Here is a 20,629-nt window from a genome sequence, read left to right on the forward strand (position 1 = left end):
ATAGCAAGGCAGAACGAACTAAGGGATGAGAATGGTCGTCCCTGTGGTCCTGCGGCCCTCGAGGTCGGAATGCGCCTTGCCGGCGTCCTTCAGCGCGTAGCGCTGGTTGATCTTGATCTCGACCGCGCCGCTGAGCACGACCTCGAACAGAGCGGCAGCAGAAGCGTCGAGGTCCTCGCGTTTTGCGTTGTAGACGAACAGTGTCGGCCTTGTTGCAAACAACGAGCCCTTCTGTGCCAGCAACGACATGCTGAACGGCGGTATAGGTCCCGAGGACTGGCCAAAGCTGACGAACATGCCAAGCGGCCGCAGGCAGTCGAGCGAAGCCGGAAACGTGTCGTTGCCGACCGAATCGTAGACGACATCGCATTTCTTGCCGCCGGTAATGGCGGCGACGCCGGCGACGAAATCCTGTTCCTTGTAGTTGATGACGTGATCGAAACCATGCGCCCTGGCGAGCTCGATCTTGTCGGACGAGCTGGCGGTGCCGATGACGGTGGCGCCGAGATGTTTTGCCCATTGGCCGAGGATCAGGCCGACGCCGCCTGCCGCGGCATGGAACAGGATCGTGTCGCCGGCTTTCACCTTGAACGTCCGCCGCAGCAGATATTCCGCGGTCATGCCCTTCAGCATCATCGCTGCGGCCTGTTCGTCGCTGATGCCATCCGGAACCTTGACGGCGCGGCTGGCATCGATGACGCGTTCTTGCGCGTAAGCCCCCGTCGTCACGGCATAAGCGATGCGATCGCCCGGATTCAGCCAGTCGACGCCATGGCCGACCTCCAGCACCACGCCGGCGGCTTCGCTGCCTGGCACGAGCGGGAAGCCGCCGGGTGGCGGATAGAGACCGGAGCGATGGTAGACATCGATGAAATTGAGGCCGATCGCGGTGTGCCGGACCAGGATCTGCCCGGATCCCGGCTGGCCGGGATCAGCGTCCTCATAGGTCAGAACTTCCGGGCCGCCATTGGCATGAATGCGGATCGCTTTGGACATTGCTAGGCTTCCTGTGGGCTAGGCTTGTGGGGCCAGGCTCCCTGTGGGAGTGGCCGATCAGGCCTTTTTGGCACCGAGATTGGGAAAGAACTGCATGATGCCACCGATGCAGGCAAGATAAAGCCCGGTGATGGTGATGCCGATCTTGGTGAAGGTGCTGACCTGCTCGCCCAGCACGCCGATCTGATCGTAGAAGGCGGCGAGCGCCGCTTGGGCCAGGGCAAGCGCGCCGAAAGCGCACCACAACAGGGTCATCCCGAGGTTGATGCGCCGCAGCCGCACCACCCGCACCGGGTGGATGAAGTTGATCGGCACGAAAGTCAGGACGCCGGCCACCACCACCACCGCGAACGAAACCCATTGTCCGGGCTCGATGACGAACAGGGTGAACACCACCATGTTCCAGACCACCGGGAATCCCTTGAAGAAATTCTCCTTCGTCTTCATGCCGGTGTCGGCATAGTAGATGGCGCTGGAAACGACGATGATCGCCGCCGACAGGAATGACAGGCCCTCGCCCATGAAGCCGCGCTGATAGAGCGCGAAGGCCGGGATCAGCACGTAGGTCACGTAGTCGATGATGTTGTCGAGCAGTTCGCCCGACCATGTCGGCAGGATCTCCTTGACCTCGAGTTTTCTGGCGATCGGCCCATCGATGCCGTCGACGAACAGAGCCAGCCCGAGCCACCAGAACATTGCGGTCCAGCGCTCTTCACTTGCCGCCACGAGCGACAGGAAGGCCAGGAACGACCCCGAGGCGGTCAAAAGGTGGACGGAGAACGCCCTCGCCTGCGGCCAGGTGACCTTCTTCTTCGGGCGCGGAATCCGGTCCGTGATCTTTTTGGCGGCTTTTCGTGCTGCCAAATTCCTGGCCGTTGTGTTCTTGCTCACGGGCCCCGCCAATCCAGCTTGCAGATTTCGGCCGAACGGCCGGCGAAATTCCAATTGCGGCCAAAAGCCCGCATCTTGCTCTTGTCGGACCTGGCCACGATGATCTCGGGCGCGATCCAGTATTCCGAATTGCTGATCACCGTATCCTTGTCACGGTCCTTGCCTTGGATGGGTGTGACCGCTCCGTCGATAATCCTGGGTATCTGGAAGATACGCGTTTTGTCACGCGTCTCATAGGTGATCGGCACCTGCTCGACACCGAGGAATTTGCCGACGAGGATTGAGAGCAGCGATGTGGTTCCACCTGCCTTGCCCGTGAAGATCTTTGTCAGCGCCTTGACCGCATAGACAGAGGCGCGGCTGTCGATGAACAGGCCCGCGGTCCAGTTGCCGCGGCTCATATAGCCTGGGATTTCCATGATCAGCCCAAGATTGAGCCCGGACAGATCGACCTCACCGAAATGGCCGGCATCGATGCGAAACCCGGCCCATGTCTGGCAATAGCCTTCGGTCGGCGGATGATTGCCAAGCGAGAGCACGCAAGGGCAAAAAACCGTGCAATTGCAGGAGAGTACGAGCTCTCCCTTCATCGCCCAGCTCTGGTCTGCCATCGATTTTCCCCCACTCACAGCGAGACTACTAGCAGCGCGGCTGCCCAGACAAGCAGTATCGCACCGGCCAGCCGGGTTGGAACCCTGCTGGCCGTTTGTTTTTCGATCAGGGTGAACAGGCCGATCAACGCCATCCAGAAAACGTTCATGACGCCAACGGCGAACATCACCAGCATCAAGGCCCAGCAGCAGCCCAGACACCACAGACCTTGCGCGGCACCGAGCCGAAAGATGTTAAGGGGCCTTGCGCTCCAGCTCGCGAAAAGGATCGAGAACGGGTTCCTGCATTTCTTCAGGCAAGCTTCCTTCAAGCCGCCGAACTGGTAGAGGCCGGCAATCAGCAGAGCGAGCGCACCGGCAATGCCGACGACCGGATCGAGCATCCCGGCTGACGAAGCGAATGCATGGACGGCCAAGGTCAGCGCCGCGAACGCAATTGAAGCGGCGAGCCAGACGCTGAGATAGCCGGCGACCAGCAGCAGCGGGTGAACGACCGGTTCGCCCTTGATGCGTGCCGTGTCAGCGATCTCGCAATAGGTGCGTATCATCGGCGCCGCCGAAGGCAGCATCGTCGCGATCGCCATCAGGAACCACATCGAAACGAGCGCGCCGGCCTGCAAGCCGAGACCTGCGTCCAAAGGCACCGGTGAGAGGCACAGCACAAAGAACCGTTCCAGGAAATAGGGCAGCGGCAGTTGCGGCAGGCTGCGAAGGATCGTGTCGCCAGGGGCGCCGACGCCCGCAATCCCTGTTTCAGCCCCGCGGATTGCCATCGCCGCAAGAGACAGCCATGCAAGCAGGATGCAAGCGCCGACAACGACGTTTACCGTGACCCGGGGATTGCGCGCGATGCCGGCCATGGCGCGGCCGGCGCGGTCGAGATGGCTGAAGTCGTCCTGCTGGCCGGTCATGACATCCGAATGGGCCGAATCGCCGCGTTGATCAAGCGGCATGATCTGACCTATATGCTGATCGAACGGCAGGTCGGGTGGACCGCCTCGCATTGCAAGCCGGAAGCCGATCTTGGAGCATCAGCAAACTGCGCGGATACTGATTGCCGGCACGGGGCCGGCAGGGCTGATCGCGGCACTGGGTTTTGCCGCCGAAGGTTTCCCGGTGACACTGGTCGGGCCGGAGGCCACCGCCCCCGATGGTCGCACGACGGCCCTGATGAACCCTGCCTTGAAAGTGCTCGACCGGCTCGGCGTGCTCGAAGCCGTCAAATCCAAGGCGGCGCCTCTGAAGGTGATGCGCATCGTCGATGCCACCAGCAGGCTGATCCGCAGCCCGGTCGTCACCTTCCGCGCCAGCGAGATCGACGAGGATGAATTCGGGCTGAATCTTCCCAACAGCGTCCTCACCCCGGCACTCGCCAGCGCCGTTGCCGCGCATGCCGGCATCGACTGGCTGAGGTCGATGGTGGCGAACTGGCATCTCGATGCCGAGCATGTCCGTGCCGGCCTCGCCGACGGCAGCTCGGTTGACGCATCGCTGGCGGTCGCCGCTGACGGACGCTTGTCACCGGCGCGCCAGGCGGCCGGCATCTCGACCTCGGCCCGGTCCTACCCGCAGGCAGCTCTCGTCCTCAATTTCGGCCATAGCGGCGATCACGCCTTCACCTCGACGGAATTCCACACCGAGACCGGTCCGTTCACGCAGGTCCCGCTGCCCGGCAATCGCTCCAGCCTGGTCTGGGTGGTCAAGCCCGAGACCGCGACCGAGCTCGCCGCGCTGGACGATGCGACACTTTCTCAGCGGGTCGAACAGCAGATGCAGTCGATGCTGGGCCGGGTGGCTGTCGAGCCGGGCCGGCAGATCTACCCGCTATCGGCGGTGACGCCGCTGCGTTTCGCAAGGGATCGGGTGGCGCTGGTCGGCGAAGCCGCCCATGTGTTTCCGCCGATCGGTGCGCAAGGCCTCAACCTCGGCATCAGAGACGTCGACGATCTAATTGGAATCGCTTGTGAAAATCTATCCGATCCGGGCGCAGCCAAGGCGCTTGCAGCCTACGATTTCAAGCGCCGCCCCGACATTCTGGCGCGCAGCAGCGCGGTCAACCTGCTCAACATGTCGCTGCTTTCCGACATGCTGCCGGCGCAGATGGCCCGCGTTGCCGGGCTCGGCGTGCTCGGAGGCTTCGCGCCGCTTCGGGCTTTTTTCATGCGCGAGGGGCTTCGTCCCGGCAGCGGTTTTGCCGCGCTTGCCGGCGGGTTAGGGAAACAGGTCCGGCGCTAGGATATTGTGCCGGATCAGGTAGAGCAGCCCGGTAACGGTCACGACCGACAGGCAGGTAGTGATCAGCACACTGGCCGACGCTCGCTGTACCCAGACGCCATACTGCTGGGCGATGACGAAGACGTTCGTGGCGGTCGGCAATGCGGCCAGAAGCACCGCCGAGAAGACCCATGTCTCAGAGAAATTGCCGATCCAGCTCAGCACGACATAACAGAGCAACGGGTGCAGGATCAGCTTCAGCGCGGCGATCGGAACCATCTCATGCGGGACGCGATTGAGCGGCCTGAGCGCCAGCGTGACGCCCATGGCAAACAGCGCGCAAGGTGCGGCCGCACGGGAAAGATATTCTAGAAATCGCTCCACCGGCACGGGCGGTCGAAAGCCGATATAGGCGGCGCCGACACCCAGGGTGGTTGCGATGATGAACGGATGCAGCACGATCTTGCGCACGACGCCGAGCGCAAGCCGGAGAGGAGTGGTCTTCTCGTCGCCAGACAGCGCCATCATCATGGGCGCGATGGCGAAATGCATGATGTTCTCGAAACAGAAGATCAAGGCGACCGGCACAGCCGCCTCCTCGCCGAAGGCCAGCAATGCCAGGCCCGGTCCCATATAGCCGATATTGCCATAGGCGGCCGCGAGCGCCTTGATGGTCGATTGCGCTATCTCGCCGCGCGAGGTCAGGACCGACCCCATGAACATCAAGGAAAATATCATGAAGGTCGAGACGACCGAGCCGAAGATGAAGCGCCATTCCGTCAGGTCTTCAAACGGCGTCTTGGCAAGCAGCTGGAAGAAAAGTGCCGGCAGCGCGACATAGACGATGAACGTGTTCATCCAGCCGAGCGCGTCCAGCGGCTGCCTGGTGATGCGCGCCACCAGAAACCCGACAAAAATCAAGCCGAAGAACGGAAGAACAAGACCGATGACGTCAGACATTTTTATGCTGGTCCGAAACCCTGGCGCCGGGCTAGCCCGTTGCTTAATAGGGCGTCAAGCGCCTCGGGATTGAATTGATGCGCGGTCTGCGCCAAATAAGCTCAAGGAATTCAGTGGTGAGTACGATGAAAACAGCCAAATTCGCAATCGGACAGGTGGTTCGCCACCGGCTGTTTCCATTCAGGGGCATCATTTTCGATGTCGATCCGCAATTCGCCAACACCGACGAATGGTACGAAGCCATCCCCGCCGACGTGCGGCCGCGCAAGGATCAGCCTTTCTATCATCTGCTCGCCGAGAATTCGGAGACCGAATACATCGCCTACGTCTCCGAGCAGAATCTGCTTGAGGATCAGTCGGGTGAGCCGGTCCGGCATCCGCAGATCAAAGAGATGTTCGACAAGAGGCCGGACGGCGGCTACCAGCCGAAACGGCAGTCCACGCATTAGCCTGCTGGAAGACAATCACAAAAAAAGCGGGGCATGAACCCCGCTTTTTTGTTGGCTCGGCGATATCGGCCGATCAGTTGGCGGTCTTCGCCTTGTCCTGCTCTTCCTTGAGCTTCTTGGCGAAATCCTGGTTGTTCTTGGCGACGAAGTCCTGAAGCTTCTTCTGCCTGTCCTCGATGTCCGACTGCTGCAGCGCCGGGCCGTCATAGGCGCCGCTGAAGCCCTGCAGGGCGATCTTGATCGGATTGGGCTGGTTCTGGAAATTGACGGAAGTCAGCGTGATCGCCTGGCCTTTCTTGAATGCCGCGACGAGCTGATCGGTCAGCGGCACTTCGGCCACGCAACGATCCGGGAAGCAAATCACATAGTCGAGCTTCTGCGCCTTGCCGGTGTCGATCTGCAGGCCGATGCCGGGAGGCACCAGACGGCCGGTCGGAACCGTCACCTGGAACACCTTGCGGTTCACCTTGCCCTTGAGCTCGATCAGGCTGACGCCGGTGACCAGCTGGCCATTGCCGGCAGTGGTGATGTTCTGGACGTTGCAGATGTCGACATCTTCCTGCTTGGTGCAGGCCTTGAACCAGCCTTGCGGAATCTGCTGCTGCTGCTGTGCGGAAGCGGCGGGAAGTCCTGCGCCGAGAAAGCCGACCACGCCAGCGGCCATGACCGACAGGCGGTACGCGTTGCTGTTCAGGCTCGTCATGTCGTGCACTTCCTCTCAAATGATCCCGGGACCGGCTTCTTCGTGCCGTGTGGTCCAGCTACCTGTTGCCGAAATGAGGCAACAGAATGACTTCGGAGGGCGTGTTACACTGCAAGCGAGGCCGAATCCAGCCCGGCGCCTGCGATTCTTGGCCGTGCGATTTGGGCCGTGCGATTTGGGCTGATGTATCTGGCCGGAGCGCGGTGGCGCCATGCTAGGGTGCAGTCCGAATCATCAAGCCGCCCAGTAAGGAGACGGTCATGGGCCGCGTTCTTGTTTGGCTGATCACCGCGATATCGTTTCTCGCCCTTTCGCATCAGCCGGCCGCATCGGAGCCGAAGCACGCCATCGCCATGCAGGGCGAGCCGGCGCTGCCGCCCGACTATACGCATTTCAACTACGTCAATCCCGACGCGCCGAAGGGTGGCTCGATCACCTATTGCGTCGTCGGCAGCTTCGACAATCTCAACCCTTTCATCCTCAAGAGCCTGCGCACCACGGCGCGCGGCATGATGGATACGATCTTCGGCAATCTGGTCTTCGAGCCGTTGATGCAGCGCAATGCCGACGAGGCTTTCACGCTCTACGGTTTGTTGGCCGACAGCGCCGACATGGATCCGGAGCGCAAGAGCATCGAGTTCCATCTCAATCCGAGGGCCAAATGGTCGGACGGTCAGCCGGTGACGCCGGAGGACGTGCTGTTCAGTTATGATGTCTACACCGACAAAGGCCGCCCGCCTTACAGCGACCGCATGGCCAGGGTCGCCAAGCTCGAAAAGACCGGCGACCACAGCGTGCGCTTCACCTTCAACGACAAGGCCGATCGCGAATTCCCGCTGATCATCGCGCTGACCCCGATCATCCCGAAGCACGCCTTCGACAAGGAGACTTTCGACAGGACGACGCTCAAGCCGGTGATCGGCAGCGGTCCGTATACGATCGCGCAGGTGCAGCCAGGCCAGCGCATCGTCTTCAAGCGCAACCCGGACTATTGGGGCAAGGATGTCCCCGCCAAGCGCGGTTTCGACAATTACGACCAGATCACCATCGAGTATTTCCTCAACGCCAACGCCAAGCTCGAAGCGTTCAAGAAAGGCCTCTGCGCCATCGATGACGACAGCGATCCGGTGAAGCGCGAGCGCGATCTCGATTTTCCGGCCTTCCACAAGGGCGATGTGATCGCCGAAACCTTCGACACCGGCATTCCGCCTGTCGTGACCGGCTTCCTGTTCAACACAAGGCTGCAGAAGTTCGCCAACCCGGTCGTGCGGCGCGCGCTCGGCATGCTCTACGACTTCGAATGGGCCAACAAGAACCTGTTCGGCGGCAAATACACGCGCACGATGAGTTACTGGCAGAATTCCGAGCTTTCCGCGCTCGGCCATCCGGCCGACGACAGGGAGAAAGCGCTTCTGGCGCCCTACCCCGGCCGCGTGCCGGCCGATGTCATGGACGGCACATGGCGGCCGCCGGTGACCGACGGATCGGGCCAGGATCGGCGCGTCTTGAAGGCAGCTTTCGATCTTTTGAAAAGTGTCGGCTACCACGTGCAGAACGGAACGATGCTCGATCCCGAAGGCAAACCCTTCGGCTTTGAGATCCTGACCGCTTCGCAGGACGAGGAGCGCCTTGCCGGCATCTATCAGCGCACGCTGGAGAAGATCGGCATCAATCTCACCATTCGCAGCCTCGACGGCGATCAGATCCAGTCGCGCAAGCAGCGCTTCGATTTCGAGGTCTTGGTCGGATCGAGCGGCTTCAACAATTCGTTGTCACCCGGCATCGAGCAGAGCGGGCGCTGGAGTTCGACTGCCGCCCGGACGGAAGGCTCGTTCAATCTCGCCGGCGTCGCCGATCCGGCTGTGGACGCGGCAATCGAGGCGATGCTGCGCGCCCGCTCCAAGGAGGATTATGTTGCCGCCGTTCGCGTTCTCGACCGGCTGCTGATCTCCGGCAACTACATGGTGCCGATGCAGTACAACACGCAGCAATGGATCGCCTACTGGAACTACCTGGAACATCCGCAAAAGACGCCCATATTCGGGTATCAACTGCCAACATGGTGGCGCAAACCCAACTGAGGGATCAGGAGATCGAGATGAGCGAATTGAACGCCATCACCGTCGATGTGGTGTCCGATGTCGTCTGCCCCTGGTGCTTCATCGGCCAGAAGCGGCTCGACAGGGCAATCGCCGCCGTCGGCGATGTCGACGTGCATGTCCGCTGGCGGCCGTTCCAGCTCGATCCGACCATTCCGCCCGAAGGCAAGGACCGCCGCGAATACATGCTGGCAAAATTCGGCAGCGACGAGCGCATCCGCGAAATTCACGCCCGCATCGAGCCGCTCGGTGAAATCGAAGGCATCTCGTTTGCCTTCGACGCCATCAAGGTGGCGCCGAACACGCTGGATGCGCACCGGCTGATCCGTTGGGCAGGGGCCGCCGGCGAAGCCATTCAGAACAGGCTTGTACGGCGGCTGTTCCAGCTGAATTTCGAGGAAGGCGCCAACATTGGCGATCATGCGGTCCTGGTCGAGGCGGCGCGCGAGGCCGGCATGGATGCGTCCGTGGTCGCCTCGCTTTTGCCGACCGAGGCCGATGTCGAGGCGGTGCGCACCGAGATCGCCACCGCGTCTCGCATGGGCATTTCTGGCGTGCCCTGCTTCCTGCTCGAGGACAAATACGCCGTCATGGGCGCGCAGGATGCCGATACGCTGGCCGATGCCATTGGCCAGGTTGCGACCGCCAAGGCGCGCGGCGAACTGGACAAGGCCGGCTGAGGCCGGCCGGCCTCTCCGCGACAGCGGCAGACGTTACTTCGCCGTCGCCTTGGCCTTGCTGATGAAAAATCCATGGCCGTTCGTCGCCGTGCAGGTCAGTCCCTTGGTTGACGACTGGCACGAGAACGGCCCGGCGCTCCAGCTGTTGCCGTAGCCAAGCTTGTCGACATCGCTGCAACAGCCCTGCTCGCCTGGGTTCTCGATCAGCGTTGCTGGCCCCTTCGGACCCAGGATAATCGTAAGGTAGCTCGGCTCGACGCGCGAGCAGCTCAGTTCCGGGCCGCCATCCCTCGGCTCATAGGTGCCGGTGCCGCCTTTGGGCGTGTAGATGCAGCCGATGTTGCCGGACGGCGTGTTGAACTCGATCTGGCCCTCGGCGCTGGCCGGAATGCTTTGCTCGCCGGCATGCGCCAAAGGTACAAGGGCAAGGAGGGACAGGATTGCGGCCGCGCGTGCAAGCATTGGGAGCTTCCTTATTGGAGAACCGGACATGCATGAGTGTCGCCGATGCCGGGCAAGGTTCAATCCCAGGCGGATGAATTGTCAAACGCAGTCCCTTGTCTGACCCGACAAGACGGAACGCGCCGCTCGATCGATTCTCCCGTCAATTCCTGCCCCCGGCAGGGACGACCACGGCAATCCTGGCGTGTCACGAGCCGCAGATTTTCGAGCTCTTTGAGCCGTCCACAGTAAGAAAACCGGTCGCTCGATATGATTTCGAGTTCACGAAACCGTGTGAAAGCCTTCCCTAGGGGAAGCCGTGCCAACGCCACGCCTCGATATATCAAGCACATGAAATTAAAAGCAATATCTGGCTTTTTGCCAACCGTTGTCGCTATATTTCAGCATGTAATCTGTTGCCTCACGGCAACGGCTGCCGGGGCAATCCGGTCGGCCCGGTTTTAAATTAATGGAAAATGATCAATTGGTGTTACCATCCGTAACAAAAGAAAAAAGGTTTGGGCGGGATAGTGATTCGGGTCGGTAGACCATCGCAAGAGTCAGTACCGGAAAAAACACCTCGCGATGCCGCAGGGCGATCGCTTCTGACGCCGGTGTCGTCGATGCGCAGCTTCTGGGGCCTGATGCGGGCCTACTGGGTTTCCGACCGCTGGAAGGAAGCCTGGACGCTGACGCTGGTGATCGCGCTGCTCACGGCGTTGTCCAGCAAGGCCGGTGTCTGGTTCGCCGAAGCCTCGGGCGAACTGGTCAATTCCATCGCCTTCTTCCATGACGCCGCCAACACCACGCCGCTTCGCTCGCTTTTGGTCAATGCCGGCGTCCTCGTGCTGCTGGTCGTACTCAAGGACGCTGGCTTCACCGGTATCCGCAACCTTGTCTCGGCGACGTTGCACCGCAAATGGCGCGGTTGGCTGGACAGCCGCTTCAATGAAGCGCTGCTGGACGGCAATCATACGCATTTCCATGCCCAGCACGCGTCGACCGGCAGCGGCGCACCGGCCCCCGACAACATCGACCAGCGCGTCCAGGAATCCATCAAGGACATGACCGGTGGCGCCATCGGGCTCGCCATGGGCGTGCTTGGCGTTGCCACATCGCTCTATTTCGTCGGCCAGAAGCTGCTCGAAAACTCCGTCGAGGTGAAGGGGCTGGAATTCCTCGGCAGCTATGGCAGCGCCATCCTCGCCTTCCTGGCCGTCGCCACCTACGTGCCGCTGAACACTTGGATCGCGGTCAAGCTCGGCGGCCTGCTCGAGCGCCTCAACGTCAGGATGCAGCAGGCCGAGGGCAGCTATCGCGGCGAGCTGACGACATTCCTGCGCCGCTCCTTCCATGTCGCGGCGTCTCAGGGCGAAGGCGTGCAAAGGACCATGCATGGCCGGCTTTATGTCGACATCGACGGCACCTGGACGCGGCTGAACATCGTCAACACCGTCTACATGTCGTTCGAGCTGATCTACAATTTCATCGGTGCCCGCATTGTCGCCTACGGACCGGGCCTGGTGCCGTTCATCCACAACGGTCTCGACCTCAAGGGCTACATAACCGGCTCCGAGCTGGTCAATTCGCTGATCGGCCAGTGTTCGTGGTTCATCCACGTCATGCCCGCCATCGCCACGTTGCGCGCCAACAGCCAGCGTGTCACCGAATTGGCCAATGCGATCGAGAATGTCCAGCATCCGCAGGAATTCTACAGCCAGACCGGCCGCTCCGACTTCCACTATGCCAGCCAGAACCCGGTTTTCGGCCTGACCATCCAGAAGCTCGAACTGGCGCATCAGGGCGAGGACGCGACGCCCTTTCTCAGCGCCGCCAATCTGCGCTTCCGGCGCGGCGAATGGACTTTCCTGAAAGGCGAGTCCGGTTGCGGCAAGACCTCGCTGATCAAGGCGATCAACGGCCTGTGGCCCTATGGCCGCGGCACCATCGTCTTCCCAGAGGGCGTCAAGAGTTTCTATGCCGCCCAGGAGGTCAAGCTGCAGCCTGTGTCGCTGAAGCAACTGGTCTGCCTGCCCGGCTCCGAGCACGACCATGGCGATGCGCAGGTGGCGTCGGCGCTGCACAAGGCGGGGCTCGGCGACTTTATCGAGCACATGGCCGACGAAAGCCGCGAAGGCAAAAGCTGGGACCAGGTTCTGTCGGGCGGCCAGAAACAGAAGCTGGTGGTGGCCCGCATCGTGCTGCAGCAGCCGGGATTGCTGTTCCTCGACGAGGCGACCGGCGCGCTCGACCCCGATGGCAAGGTCGCCTTCCACCAGGCCATCAAGGACAACTGCCCCGATGTCACGGTGATCAGCGTCATGCACGAGGCGGTGGCGCCGAGATCGATGACGGGCAGCGAATTCTATCACAGCATCGTCGCGATCGCCGACGGCGTCGCCACCAAGAAGCCGCTGGTTCCGACCCTGCCCGCCGAACTCACTACCATTCTGGTGCAGCCAAGGCCGGCCCCAAGGCCGGTCGAGGACAAGTGGCTGCGCTTCTCGCGCCGGCTGAAGCAGAAATAACGGTTATTCCGCCCTGGTCTGCCTGGTCGAACGGCGGCCGGTGATCACAGTCTCGCGATCTCGGCTGCTCGTCGGCATTTTCCCTCCTCACCGCGATTGACACGGCAAGGCGCGCTCCTATGTTGCGCCCGCTTGCAGATAGTAAAAATGCGAACCCGCAATCGGAAAGGTCACCGCGCCATGCCTGGCGACAGTCACAGTCGAACGCAACAGCCGTCCGCCCTGACGTGACCTCACATGGTTCATGTCCTGCCGGACGGCAAGGAGTGAGCCATGAACGAATTTACCACGGTGGCAAGCGACGAGGCCGTCGCGATTGCCCGTATCCTAGCCAACGATCACGTCGCCGACATTGTCGAGGCCCTGAACAGGGAGCCTCGAGAGACCGCGACGGAACTGCTCTGTGAAGTGACGTTCGAACGTCTGGTCGAGATCTTCGATCAGCCGGAACTCGACGGCGCGTCGGAACGCATGGAGGCGCTGCCGCGCGCCAAGGCGGGCAAGCTGCTCACCGCCATGTCGGTCGACCGTGCAGCCGACATCCTGCGCGAACTGGAAGAGCCGGCGCGTTCCGAGCTGCTTGGCGGACTTGCGCCGCCGCTGCGCGCAACGCTGCTCTCCATCCTCGGCTATCCCGAAGGCAGTGCCGCATCGATCATGACGACGGAGTTCGTCAGCGTGCCCTCGGACTGGAGCGTCGGGCAAACGCTCGACTACATCCGCAAGGTGGAGCGGACGCGCGAGACCGTCTATGCGATCTATATCGTCGATCCGCAAACGCACCTGCTTGTGCGCTCGACGGGCCTGCGCCGGCTGATCACCGGTGAGCCGGACGATTCGATCATGACGGTGGCGCCGGATCATCTTCCGGTGACGGTCGGCCCGCTGACCGATCGCGAAACGCTGGCGCAGACGATCTCCAAATACGATCTGCTCGCCGTTCCGGTCGTCGACCATGGCAAGATCCTCGGCATCGTCACCATCGACGACATCATCGACACGATGATCGCGGAGACGACCGAGGACGTGCACCGTTTCGGCGGCATGGAGGCGCTGGACGAGCCGTACATGAAGATGAGCTTCCTCGCCATGATCAGGAAACGCGGCGGCTGGCTGTGCGCGCTGTTCATCTCGGAGATGCTGACGGCTAACGCCATGCAGAGCTATGAGGGCGAGCTGGAGAAGGCGATCGTGCTGACGCTGTTCATCCCGCTGATCATGAGCTCCGGCGGCAATTCCGGCTCGCAGGCGACCTCGCTGGTCATCCGCGCGCTGGCGCTGCGCGAGATCGGCCTTGGCGATTGGTGGCGGGTGGCGCTGCGCGAGCTGCCCACCGGCCTCGTGCTGGGCGCCATGCTCGGTGTGGTCGGCGTCTGCCGCATCGCGCTCTGGCAGTATATGGGCTTCTACGACTATGGCCCGCACTGGCCGCTGATCGCCACCACGGTGGGTGCTGCACTGGTCGGCATCGTCACCTTCGGTTCGCTGTCGGGGTCGATGCTGCCGTTCGCCTTGAAGCGCATCGGCTTCGATCCGGCCAGCGCATCGGCGCCGTTCGTTGCCACGCTGGTCGATGTCACCGGGCTGGTGATCTATTTCTCGGTGGCGCTGATGATCCTGCGCGGCACGCTGCTGTAGCAACCATCTCCGCCGTGGCATGTCCTTGCCGCGGCGGAGTTCCTCAACCCGGCTTTGCCGTCAATCGACCCGCTCGCCGTCCTTCACGCGATAGGTCGGCTTGTACATGGTGACCAGTTCTTCCGCCGCTGTCGGATGCACGGCCATCGTACGGTCGAAATCGCCCTTGGTCAGGCCGGCCTTCAGCGGGATGCCAAGAAGCTGCGCCATCTCGCCGGCGTCCGGCCCCAATATGTGGGCGCCAAGCACTTTCTTCGACGCGCCATCGACCACCAGCTTTATCAGCATCTTCTCGTCGCGCCCGGACAGGGTGTGCCGCATCGGCCGGAATGTGGCGCGGTAGATCTCGATGTCGGAAAAGCGTTTGACGGCGTCGTCCTCCGACAGGCCGACAGTGCCGATCTCGGGCTGTGAAAAGACGGCGGTCGCGATCGTCTCGTGATCGGGAGCGGTCGGATTTCCCTTGAAGGCGGTTTCGATGAAGCACATCGCCTCATGGATCGCCACCGGCGTCAGCTGCACGCGGTTGGTGACGTCGCCGATTGCCCAGATGTTGTCGACATTGGTGCGGGAATATTGGTCGACGGCGATGGCGCCGGTCTTGGTCATCTCCAGTCCGATGGCTTCCAGGCCCATATTCTCGGTGTTGGGAATGCGGCCGATGGCCAGCATCACCTGGTCGACGGTCAGCACCTCGCCACCGCTGACCAGCGCGTCGAGCCGGCCGTCCGGCCGCTTGCGGATCCATTCGGACACGGAATGGCAAAGGATCCTTATCCCCTTCTTTTCCATGGTTTCGTGCAGCATGCGCCGCAGGTCCATGTCGAACCGGCTGAGGATCTCCTTGCCGCGATAGACCAGCGTCGTGTCGACGCCGAGACCATGAAAAATGTTGGCGAACTCGACGGCGATGTAACCGCCGCCCTCGATCATGATCGCCCTGGGCAATTCCTTGAGGTCGAAAGCCTCGTTGGAAAAGATGCAATGTTCGTGGCCGGGCAGCGCCGGATGCGCCGCCGGGCGGCCGCCGGTGGCAATCAGGATCTGGTCTGCTGTGACGGTGCGATCCTCACCCAGGAGATGCACGACATGCGGATCGACGATCATGGCGCGCGAGTGGAAGGTCTCGCCGCCGGCGCCCTCGACGTTCCTGACGTAGATCGCCTCCAGCCGGCTGATCTCGCGATCCTTGTTGGCGACCAGCGTCTGCCAGTCGAAACTGGCTTCCGGCACCGTCCAGCCATAGCCGGCGGCGTCGGCGAAGTGCTCGGGAAATTGCGAGGCATAGACGTAGAGCTTTTTCGGTACGCAGCCACGGATGACGCAGGTGCCGCCATAGCGGTATTCCTCGGCGATGCCGACACGCTTGCCGAGTGCCGCGGCGACGCGCGCCGCCCTCACCCCGCCCGAGCCGCCGCCGATGACGAAAAGATCGTAGTCGTAACCGGCCATGACGCGGCTCCCAGGCTTCAGAAATGTGTCAGACAGGTAGGCCGCAAAACGGCAAAAGAAAAGCCCGGACAGGCCGGGCTTTCGCAGTAGGCCGCAAGGCCATTTGAAAATGCGGGTCAGTTGTTGTCCGCGGGGGCCGCGCCGTCGGCGGGCGCTGCGCCATCGGCCGGAGCTGCGGCTCCGTCGGCGGGCGCGGCAGGTGCTGCCTGCGCCTTTGCCTTGGCGGCTGCGGCCAACTTTTCGCCGACCTGCTGGGCGAGATCGCGGCCGAGGCCGTTCTGCCAGATGTCGGCTGCCTTGACCAATTCGCGGGTCACCGTCGGGCCGCTATCGAGCAGCTTCTTGCCCGAATCGGAATTGTAGAAGGCGGCGATGTCGGTCAGTTCCTTTTCGGAGAACACTTTCGCGTAGGCGAGTGCTGCTTCCTTCTCGAGGTCGGCGCGGCGCGAGGCCAGCGCCAGAGCCTTCTCGTTGATGGTCTTGCCGATCAGTTCCTGCATGTCCGGGTTCTTCTGGATCAGCTGCGATTCGAGCGCCGCGGCTGCCTGCGGCAGGATGTTGTCGAACGGGTCGGTCGCGTGGATCGCAGCGACCGCCGCGCGGGCGGCCTTCAGGTGCGCTTCCGTGACATCCTGCGAAAACGCCGGCGACGAGAAGGCGAAAACGGCCGAGGCCGCCAGAAGGACGGAAAGGCTGCGAACCCGGTTATGCAACGTCATGATCGGTAGAACTCCCTGGTTTTCGGGCGGCATGGACGGTTTGGATACCGTCGCCGCCGGCGATGATGGCCGCTGAAGCCAGCCCGATGAAAAGACCATGCTCGACCACGCCCGGAATGGCGTGGAGAGCATTCGAAAGCGCTCTTGTATCCGGAATGCGGCCAAAAGATGCATCGAGGATAAAATGGCCGCCGTCTGTAACAAAAGCCTGCCCGCCCGTCATCCTCAATGTGACCGGTCCGGAAAGACCGAGCTTTTCAGCCGCTGCGGCAACCGCGATTTCAGTGGCGCGCAGGCCGAACGGATTGACTTCGATCGGCAGGGGAAAACGGCCGAGCGTCTCGACCATCTTGGAGCGGTCGGCGATGACGATCATGCGCTGGGACGCCGCGGCGACGATCTTCTCGCGCAGCAGCGCGCCGCCGCCGCCCTTGACCAGGGTCAGTTCCGGGTCGACTTCGTCGGCGCCGTCGACGGTGAGATCCAGCTCTGGCGTTTCCTCCAGCGTCGACAGCGGCACGCCAAGCTCGCGGCACAGCAACGCGGTGCGCTCCGAAGTCGGCACGCCGATGACGGTCATGCCGGTTGCAACCTTTTCGGCAAGCAGCCGCACGAACTCCTCGGCCGTTGTGCCGGTGCCGATGCCGAGCCGCATGCCGTCGCTCACATGGGCGAGTGCTGCGCGCGCGGCTTCGACCTTCAACTGCCTTGCATCCATGTCGGTTATTGCCCCGGAAATTCGCTGCCGGGCTCGTAGCATTTTTGCCGGTCCGGTCAAAGCCCTGGACGGCGCTTCTCCAGGTGATGCTCGGTATAGGAATTATTTCCTTGATGGGTGAGTGCAGCTATGCTACATTTTTGCCCATGGTGCTGATTTGCGCCAACAGCCCGCCGTCGAGGCGGGTTTTTTCATAGCGGCGTCCAGCCGCGAATGCCCGGCCTGATAAGCAGGCCCCGCCTGAACGAGCCGGCCCAGCGCTTGCCTCGACGCGCCGCAGCCGCTATCGCCTGCCCATTGCACACCTGCCCAGGACAGACCATGACCCAACCGATCATCGTGTTCGACCTCGACGGTACGCTCATCGACACAGCGCCGGACCTGCTCGACAGCCTGAACCACAGCCTGGCCGCCAGCGAGATCGCGGCGGTCGACGAAGCCGGCTTCAGGCGTTTTGTCGGTCACGGTGGCCGGGTGATGATCGAGCGGGCGCACGCCGCCCATCAGCGATCGCTTGCCGTCGAGGAGCACGACCGGCTGCTGAAACTTTTCCTCGACCACTACACACTCAACATCCCCGGCAAGTCGCGCCCCTACCCCGGTGTCGTCGAGGCGATCGCGCGCTTCGAGGAGGCCGGCTATACCCTCGCCATCTGCACCAACAAATACGAAGCCAACTCGCTGGCGCTGATCGAGGCGCTCGGCCTGACCAAACATTTCGCGGCGATCGCCGGCCAGGACACGTTCGCCTTCCGTAAACCCGACCCGCGCCATTTGATCGAGACCATAAAGCTGGCCGGCGGCGACCCTCACCGCGCCCTGATGGTCGGCGATTCGCAAACCGACATCGACACGGCGAAAGCCGCCGGCATTCCGGTGGTGGCGGTCGATTTCGGCTACACCGACCGCCATGTGCGCGAATTCGAACCGTCGGCTGTCATTTCGCATTTCGACGCCCTGACGCTCGATCTGGCGCAAAGGCTGATTGCTGCCGCCGGAAACTGACCGGAAGGCGGCGGGAGACAGGGCGCAAAGCACAGCAAAACCGATCCGTGTCAGAACGCCGGACACCGCCTTGACTTCCCGCACCTGCCTCCCTTATATCGCGGCTCGCTTGGCCTTCGGGCAACGAGCGGGCGATTAGCTCAGCGGGAGAGCACACCCTTCACACGGGTGGGGTCGCAGGTTCAATCCCTGCATCGCCCACCATCGGCCTTCCTGAACGCCGCACCCCAAAATGCCTAGCAACTACACCCCGCCCCTTCCCCGCCAAAATTCTTCTGGGCGAATTCCACGCGCTGCTGTAGCTCGCATATCTCTGGAACGGGCAGACGTCGGAGCCGTTTCGGACCTTCATCTGTTCGCGATCCCAAAACGACACCTCGATGCGGTCGTCGGCGCAAAAGACCGTATAGCGTTGTTCCGGTTCAGCGCTCGGGCTTGCTCCATGGGCCGGGCTTCATCGAGCGTCACTTGCCCGACAGGTCGCTGAGCGCTTCGTCCATTAGCCAAAGATGCGTAGTCGCAGCAATGGAAGGCGGCGAGATAGTCGCCGCGCATGAACTCCTGTCGATGGGGCCAAACTCTGCCCTACGCCGGTCGAGCCGCGATCAGCGCTTCATCGCGTGCAGGATGGCCTGCATGTGCTCTTCCAGGTCGAGTTCACCCCGAGCCTCGGCGGTCAACAGGTAATCGGCCTTGGCCCGGCGGTCGCCTCGGCTGATCGCTGGATAGGAGCAGATGGCCAGCAAGGCTTCCTGTTCAATCCGGTCTGCCCTCTTGCATTCGTGGCTGCTGCTGCCCGCTTGATGAACAACCCTGTGAAGCTCGACATAGCTGGCTTCATGGGCTCCGATCAGCGCCCGCAATTCGGGTGAGGCCCCTTCCGCTTCGGCAAACGTCGGTTCAATGACCGAGGCGACGGCGGTAAACGCAAGAAGTGTACGGCGTGTGATTTCGGGCATGCCTCATATCCCTGCTGTCCGATCATGCAGGCACACCATAGCACCGGCGCAACGGTTCGAAGAGATGCTCCGGGACGCGACCGCACTGTCTGCTGACAAAATGTACTCGCTCCCGCAGCCCGCCCTCCCAGCAGCCAGTGTGGCCTTAAGTCGCAATGATTGGCTTGCGAAAGCAGGGTTTCGGGCTTCATTGACGCTGCGATCGACACCATATGGTGATCCACAGCCCTCCAAACGAGAGAAGCTCGCTTTGACGCGGTCGCATAGCGGCCGTCAGCCGGCAATGGCTATGAACCAGGAACCTGAAAAACAATGCCTGAAAATGTCAGACCAATTTCGAAAGACGTCCCCCTCATTCAGCTAGGCGTCTATCAGTGCCGCTTCCCGGTAAGCGAAGACCGGTCGGTACCCGGCGGTTATCGTTTTTGTGCCGGGCCAACCTCGGCGGATCGCGTCTATTGCGATCACCACCACAGCATCGTGACCGCCGTCGACCCTCGTCGAACCCGTTCAGGTCTCCACCCCGCTCAACTACGCGCCGCGTAAGTCAAGTGCGCGGCGGCCCCTCATTCGGGAAGCTGCAAACCAGTGGACGGAACCGGCACCCGTTTCAGTTGCGGAACAAACCGGCATACCAGCGAGTTTCTCCCCGACGAAACTTGAGGGAAAGCCATGTCCAGATTTCTGCTGGCGACCAGCGTCGCCGTTCTTCTCGCCGGCGGGCCGGCCTTGGCCGCGGACGACAAGCCGCTGCCGCCGCCCAATGCCAAGAAGCTGTCGGAGATCATTGCCAAGGTCGAGCAGCGCGACGGCTTTCGCTATGTGGACGAGGTCGACTGGGACAGCGGCGCCTACACCGTCACCTATTACACGGCGGACAAGGCGAAGGTCGAAATCACCTATGATCCCGTGACGGCGGAGCCGAAATAGGGACGTTCCGACGCGAATTCGTTCTCGGCTGCGTCACAGGCTCCCGGCGCCAACTTCGGCGATCGCCCTGGCGCGGGCGCCTCCCCTTGCGTCAGTCGTGCTTTGATGGCTGACTGTCATTTCCTGGAATAGCTCCGGGCGCCGCATTGGGGGATGGGGATGGCGACGGCAAAGCACGTGATGAAGCGCATATTGATGATGTTGGCCGGCTACTTCGTATCGGTGCTGGTCGGCCTGATCGCCATCGCGGTGATCTATGGCGTGCTCAGTTCCTTGCCCAATGCGCCCAACTATTTCGACGTCATGGGCGTTTCGCCGATCGCGGTGCTGCTGGTGCCGCCGCTCGGCATGTTCGTCTATTTCCTGACCATCGTGGTGACCGCGCTGCAGACGTTGATCTTCGCGCTGATCGCCGAGTTCTTCTCGTTGCGCAATGTCCTGCTGCACATGGTTTTCGGCGCTGGCGCCGCAGTCGGCGGCTTCGCCTTGATCTGGCCGAGCGCACCGGAGGACATGGACCCGGAGCGTTGGGTCGACATCGGCATCATTGCCGCTGCCGGCCTTGTCGCCGGGTTGCTCTATTGGCTGATCGCCGGGCGCGACGCCGGCTTCCGACGGCCGCTGTTCGAGCGCTAA

General features: G+C 62.3%; 20 protein-coding genes and 1 tRNA gene. 10 read left to right on the top strand and 11 right to left on the bottom strand.

The annotated features are described in order from the left end of the window. Positions 1-18: 18 nt before the first annotated feature. Genes AC0NIL_RS19660 through AC0NIL_RS19675 form a run of 4 tightly spaced genes read right to left on the bottom strand, consistent with a single transcriptional unit; the run spans position 19 to position 3,451 of the window. Positions 19-996: a quinone oxidoreductase family protein gene (locus tag AC0NIL_RS19660; RefSeq protein WP_275953021.1), complete on the bottom strand. Its 978-nt coding sequence runs from the start codon at positions 994-996 to the stop codon at positions 19-21. A gap of 57 nt (positions 997-1,053) precedes the next feature. Beyond that, a complete protein-coding gene (gene pcsA / locus AC0NIL_RS19665) occupies positions 1,054-1,860 on the bottom strand; it encodes a phosphatidylcholine synthase (RefSeq protein ID WP_024503276.1) in 807 nt (268 codons plus the stop codon). A 23-nt stretch (positions 1,861-1,883) separates the two neighbouring features. Then, entirely contained in the window at positions 1,884-2,498 is a 615-nt protein-coding gene (locus AC0NIL_RS19670; protein ID WP_013531653.1) for a DUF1326 domain-containing protein, read from the bottom strand. 14 nt (positions 2,499-2,512) lie between these two features. Continuing rightward, positions 2,513-3,451, bottom strand: coding sequence for a DUF2182 domain-containing protein (locus AC0NIL_RS19675; protein ID WP_275953022.1), 939 nt, complete (start codon positions 3,449-3,451; stop codon positions 2,513-2,515). A gap of 70 nt (positions 3,452-3,521) precedes the next feature. Between AC0NIL_RS19675 and AC0NIL_RS19680 the strand changes: the two genes are divergently transcribed. After that, positions 3,522-4,733, top strand: a complete 1,212-nt coding sequence (locus AC0NIL_RS19680; RefSeq protein WP_275953023.1) for a UbiH/UbiF family hydroxylase — start codon at positions 3,522-3,524, stop codon at positions 4,731-4,733. On the opposite strand, the gene AC0NIL_RS19685 is transcribed toward AC0NIL_RS19680, so the two are convergent. After that, complete coding sequence (locus AC0NIL_RS19685) at positions 4,710-5,672, bottom strand: AEC family transporter (protein WP_127368242.1); 963 nt, start codon at positions 5,670-5,672, stop codon at positions 4,710-4,712. The genes AC0NIL_RS19680 and AC0NIL_RS19685 overlap by 24 nt on opposite strands. Positions 5,673-5,797: 125 nt before the next feature. On the opposite strand from AC0NIL_RS19685, the gene hspQ reads away from it, so the two are divergent. Next, the gene (gene hspQ / locus AC0NIL_RS19690) at positions 5,798-6,121 is read left to right on the top strand and encodes a heat shock protein HspQ (RefSeq protein WP_027161605.1); all 324 of its coding nucleotides are present in this window, start codon (positions 5,798-5,800) and stop codon (positions 6,119-6,121) included. Between the two features lie 73 nt (positions 6,122-6,194). On the opposite strand, the gene AC0NIL_RS19695 is transcribed toward hspQ, so the two are convergent. After that, complete coding sequence (locus AC0NIL_RS19695) at positions 6,195-6,824, bottom strand: invasion associated locus B family protein (protein WP_013531658.1); 630 nt, start codon at positions 6,822-6,824, stop codon at positions 6,195-6,197. Between the two features lie 260 nt (positions 6,825-7,084). On the opposite strand from AC0NIL_RS19695, the gene AC0NIL_RS19700 reads away from it, so the two are divergent. Both AC0NIL_RS19700 and AC0NIL_RS19705 read left to right on the top strand, forming a co-directional pair. Beyond that, a complete protein-coding gene (locus AC0NIL_RS19700; protein WP_275953024.1) occupies positions 7,085-8,905 on the top strand; it encodes an extracellular solute-binding protein in 1,821 nt (606 codons plus the stop codon). A 17-nt stretch (positions 8,906-8,922) separates the two neighbouring features. Then, positions 8,923-9,603, top strand: a complete 681-nt coding sequence (locus tag AC0NIL_RS19705; protein ID WP_473573317.1) for a DsbA family oxidoreductase — start codon at positions 8,923-8,925, stop codon at positions 9,601-9,603. A gap of 33 nt (positions 9,604-9,636) precedes the next feature. On the opposite strand, the gene AC0NIL_RS19710 is transcribed toward AC0NIL_RS19705, so the two are convergent. Then, positions 9,637-10,065, bottom strand: coding sequence for a hypothetical protein (locus AC0NIL_RS19710; protein ID WP_275953026.1), 429 nt, complete (start codon positions 10,063-10,065; stop codon positions 9,637-9,639). Between the two features lie 602 nt (positions 10,066-10,667). On the opposite strand from AC0NIL_RS19710, the gene AC0NIL_RS19715 reads away from it, so the two are divergent. Both AC0NIL_RS19715 and mgtE read left to right on the top strand, forming a co-directional pair. Beyond that, positions 10,668-12,572 carry an ABC transporter ATP-binding protein/permease gene (locus AC0NIL_RS19715; RefSeq protein WP_164753936.1) on the top strand — a complete coding sequence of 635 codons (1,905 nt, stop codon included), beginning with the start codon at positions 10,668-10,670 and terminating at the stop codon, positions 12,570-12,572. 273 nt (positions 12,573-12,845) lie between these two features. After that, a complete protein-coding gene (mgtE, locus tag AC0NIL_RS19720) occupies positions 12,846-14,210 on the top strand; it encodes a magnesium transporter (protein ID WP_275953027.1) in 1,365 nt (454 codons plus the stop codon). 60 nt (positions 14,211-14,270) lie between these two features. Here mgtE and gor read toward each other — a convergent pair whose 3' ends face one another. The 3 genes from gor to rpiA form a co-directional block, all read right to left on the bottom strand. Beyond that, on the bottom strand, positions 14,271-15,662 hold the full coding sequence (gene gor / locus AC0NIL_RS19725; RefSeq protein WP_275953028.1) for a glutathione-disulfide reductase: 1,392 nt from the start codon (positions 15,660-15,662) through the stop codon (positions 14,271-14,273). 116 nt (positions 15,663-15,778) lie between these two features. Beyond that, positions 15,779-16,381 carry a DUF2059 domain-containing protein gene (locus AC0NIL_RS19730; RefSeq protein WP_473573320.1) on the bottom strand — a complete coding sequence of 201 codons (603 nt, stop codon included), beginning with the start codon at positions 16,379-16,381 and terminating at the stop codon, positions 15,779-15,781. After that, a complete protein-coding gene (rpiA, locus tag AC0NIL_RS19735; RefSeq protein ID WP_027036598.1) occupies positions 16,368-17,099 on the bottom strand; it encodes a ribose-5-phosphate isomerase RpiA in 732 nt (243 codons plus the stop codon). The genes AC0NIL_RS19730 and rpiA overlap by 14 nt, the downstream gene beginning before the upstream one ends. Before the next feature lie 321 nt (positions 17,100-17,420). On the opposite strand from rpiA, the gene AC0NIL_RS19740 reads away from it, so the two are divergent. Together AC0NIL_RS19740 and AC0NIL_RS19745 are read left to right on the top strand one after the other, a co-directional pair. Further along, a complete protein-coding gene (locus AC0NIL_RS19740; protein WP_013531667.1) occupies positions 17,421-18,104 on the top strand; it encodes a phosphoglycolate phosphatase in 684 nt (227 codons plus the stop codon). A 129-nt stretch (positions 18,105-18,233) separates the two neighbouring features. Beyond that, positions 18,234-18,308: transfer RNA gene (locus AC0NIL_RS19745), tRNA-Val, on the top strand. A 401-nt stretch (positions 18,309-18,709) separates the two neighbouring features. On the opposite strand, the gene AC0NIL_RS19750 is transcribed toward AC0NIL_RS19745, so the two are convergent. Then, positions 18,710-19,063, bottom strand: a complete 354-nt coding sequence (locus AC0NIL_RS19750; RefSeq protein ID WP_127369242.1) for a hypothetical protein — start codon at positions 19,061-19,063, stop codon at positions 18,710-18,712. A gap of 672 nt (positions 19,064-19,735) precedes the next feature. Between AC0NIL_RS19750 and AC0NIL_RS19755 the strand changes: the two genes are divergently transcribed. Together AC0NIL_RS19755 and AC0NIL_RS19760 are read left to right on the top strand one after the other, a co-directional pair. After that, complete coding sequence (locus tag AC0NIL_RS19755) at positions 19,736-19,993, top strand: PepSY domain-containing protein (RefSeq protein WP_063172137.1); 258 nt, start codon at positions 19,736-19,738, stop codon at positions 19,991-19,993. Between the two features lie 153 nt (positions 19,994-20,146). Further along, positions 20,147-20,629 carry a hypothetical protein gene (locus AC0NIL_RS19760; protein WP_164753774.1) on the top strand — a complete coding sequence of 161 codons (483 nt, stop codon included), beginning with the start codon at positions 20,147-20,149 and terminating at the stop codon, positions 20,627-20,629.

It is taken from the genome of Mesorhizobium sp. WSM1343 (assembly GCF_055901535.1).

Excerpts from the sequence above, each read along its gene's own strand:
- AC0NIL_RS19715 (WP_164753936.1), top strand. The coding sequence starts at position 10,668 with ATGCGCAGCTTCTGGGGCCTGATGCGGGCCTACTGGGTTTCCGACCGC.
- AC0NIL_RS19755 (WP_063172137.1), top strand. The coding sequence starts at position 19,736 with ATGTCCAGATTTCTGCTGGCGACCAGCGTCGCCGTTCTTCTCGCCGGC.
- AC0NIL_RS19660 (WP_275953021.1), bottom strand. The coding sequence starts at position 996 with ATGTCCAAAGCGATCCGCATTCATGCCAATGGCGGCCCGGAAGTTCTG.
- mgtE (WP_275953027.1), top strand. The coding sequence starts at position 12,846 with ATGAACGAATTTACCACGGTGGCAAGCGACGAGGCCGTCGCGATTGCC.
- AC0NIL_RS19685 (WP_127368242.1), bottom strand. The coding sequence starts at position 5,672 with ATGTCTGACGTCATCGGTCTTGTTCTTCCGTTCTTCGGCTTGATTTTT.
- rpiA (WP_027036598.1), bottom strand. The coding sequence starts at position 17,099 with ATGGATGCAAGGCAGTTGAAGGTCGAAGCCGCGCGCGCAGCACTCGCC.
- AC0NIL_RS19695 (WP_013531658.1), bottom strand. The coding sequence starts at position 6,824 with ATGACGAGCCTGAACAGCAACGCGTACCGCCTGTCGGTCATGGCCGCT.
- AC0NIL_RS19710 (WP_275953026.1), bottom strand. The coding sequence starts at position 10,065 with ATGCTTGCACGCGCGGCCGCAATCCTGTCCCTCCTTGCCCTTGTACCT.
- AC0NIL_RS19730 (WP_473573320.1), bottom strand. The coding sequence starts at position 16,381 with ATGACGTTGCATAACCGGGTTCGCAGCCTTTCCGTCCTTCTGGCGGCC.
- AC0NIL_RS19700 (WP_275953024.1), top strand. The coding sequence starts at position 7,085 with ATGGGCCGCGTTCTTGTTTGGCTGATCACCGCGATATCGTTTCTCGCC.
- hspQ (WP_027161605.1), top strand. The coding sequence starts at position 5,798 with ATGAAAACAGCCAAATTCGCAATCGGACAGGTGGTTCGCCACCGGCTG.
- AC0NIL_RS19750 (WP_127369242.1), bottom strand. The coding sequence starts at position 19,063 with ATGCCCGAAATCACACGCCGTACACTTCTTGCGTTTACCGCCGTCGCC.
- AC0NIL_RS19740 (WP_013531667.1), top strand. The coding sequence starts at position 17,421 with ATGACCCAACCGATCATCGTGTTCGACCTCGACGGTACGCTCATCGAC.
- AC0NIL_RS19670 (WP_013531653.1), bottom strand. The coding sequence starts at position 2,498 with ATGGCAGACCAGAGCTGGGCGATGAAGGGAGAGCTCGTACTCTCCTGC.
- gor (WP_275953028.1), bottom strand. The coding sequence starts at position 15,662 with ATGGCCGGTTACGACTACGATCTTTTCGTCATCGGCGGCGGCTCGGGC.
- AC0NIL_RS19675 (WP_275953022.1), bottom strand. The coding sequence starts at position 3,451 with ATGCCGCTTGATCAACGCGGCGATTCGGCCCATTCGGATGTCATGACC.
- AC0NIL_RS19760 (WP_164753774.1), top strand. The coding sequence starts at position 20,147 with ATGGGGATGGCGACGGCAAAGCACGTGATGAAGCGCATATTGATGATG.
- AC0NIL_RS19705 (WP_473573317.1), top strand. The coding sequence starts at position 8,923 with ATGAGCGAATTGAACGCCATCACCGTCGATGTGGTGTCCGATGTCGTC.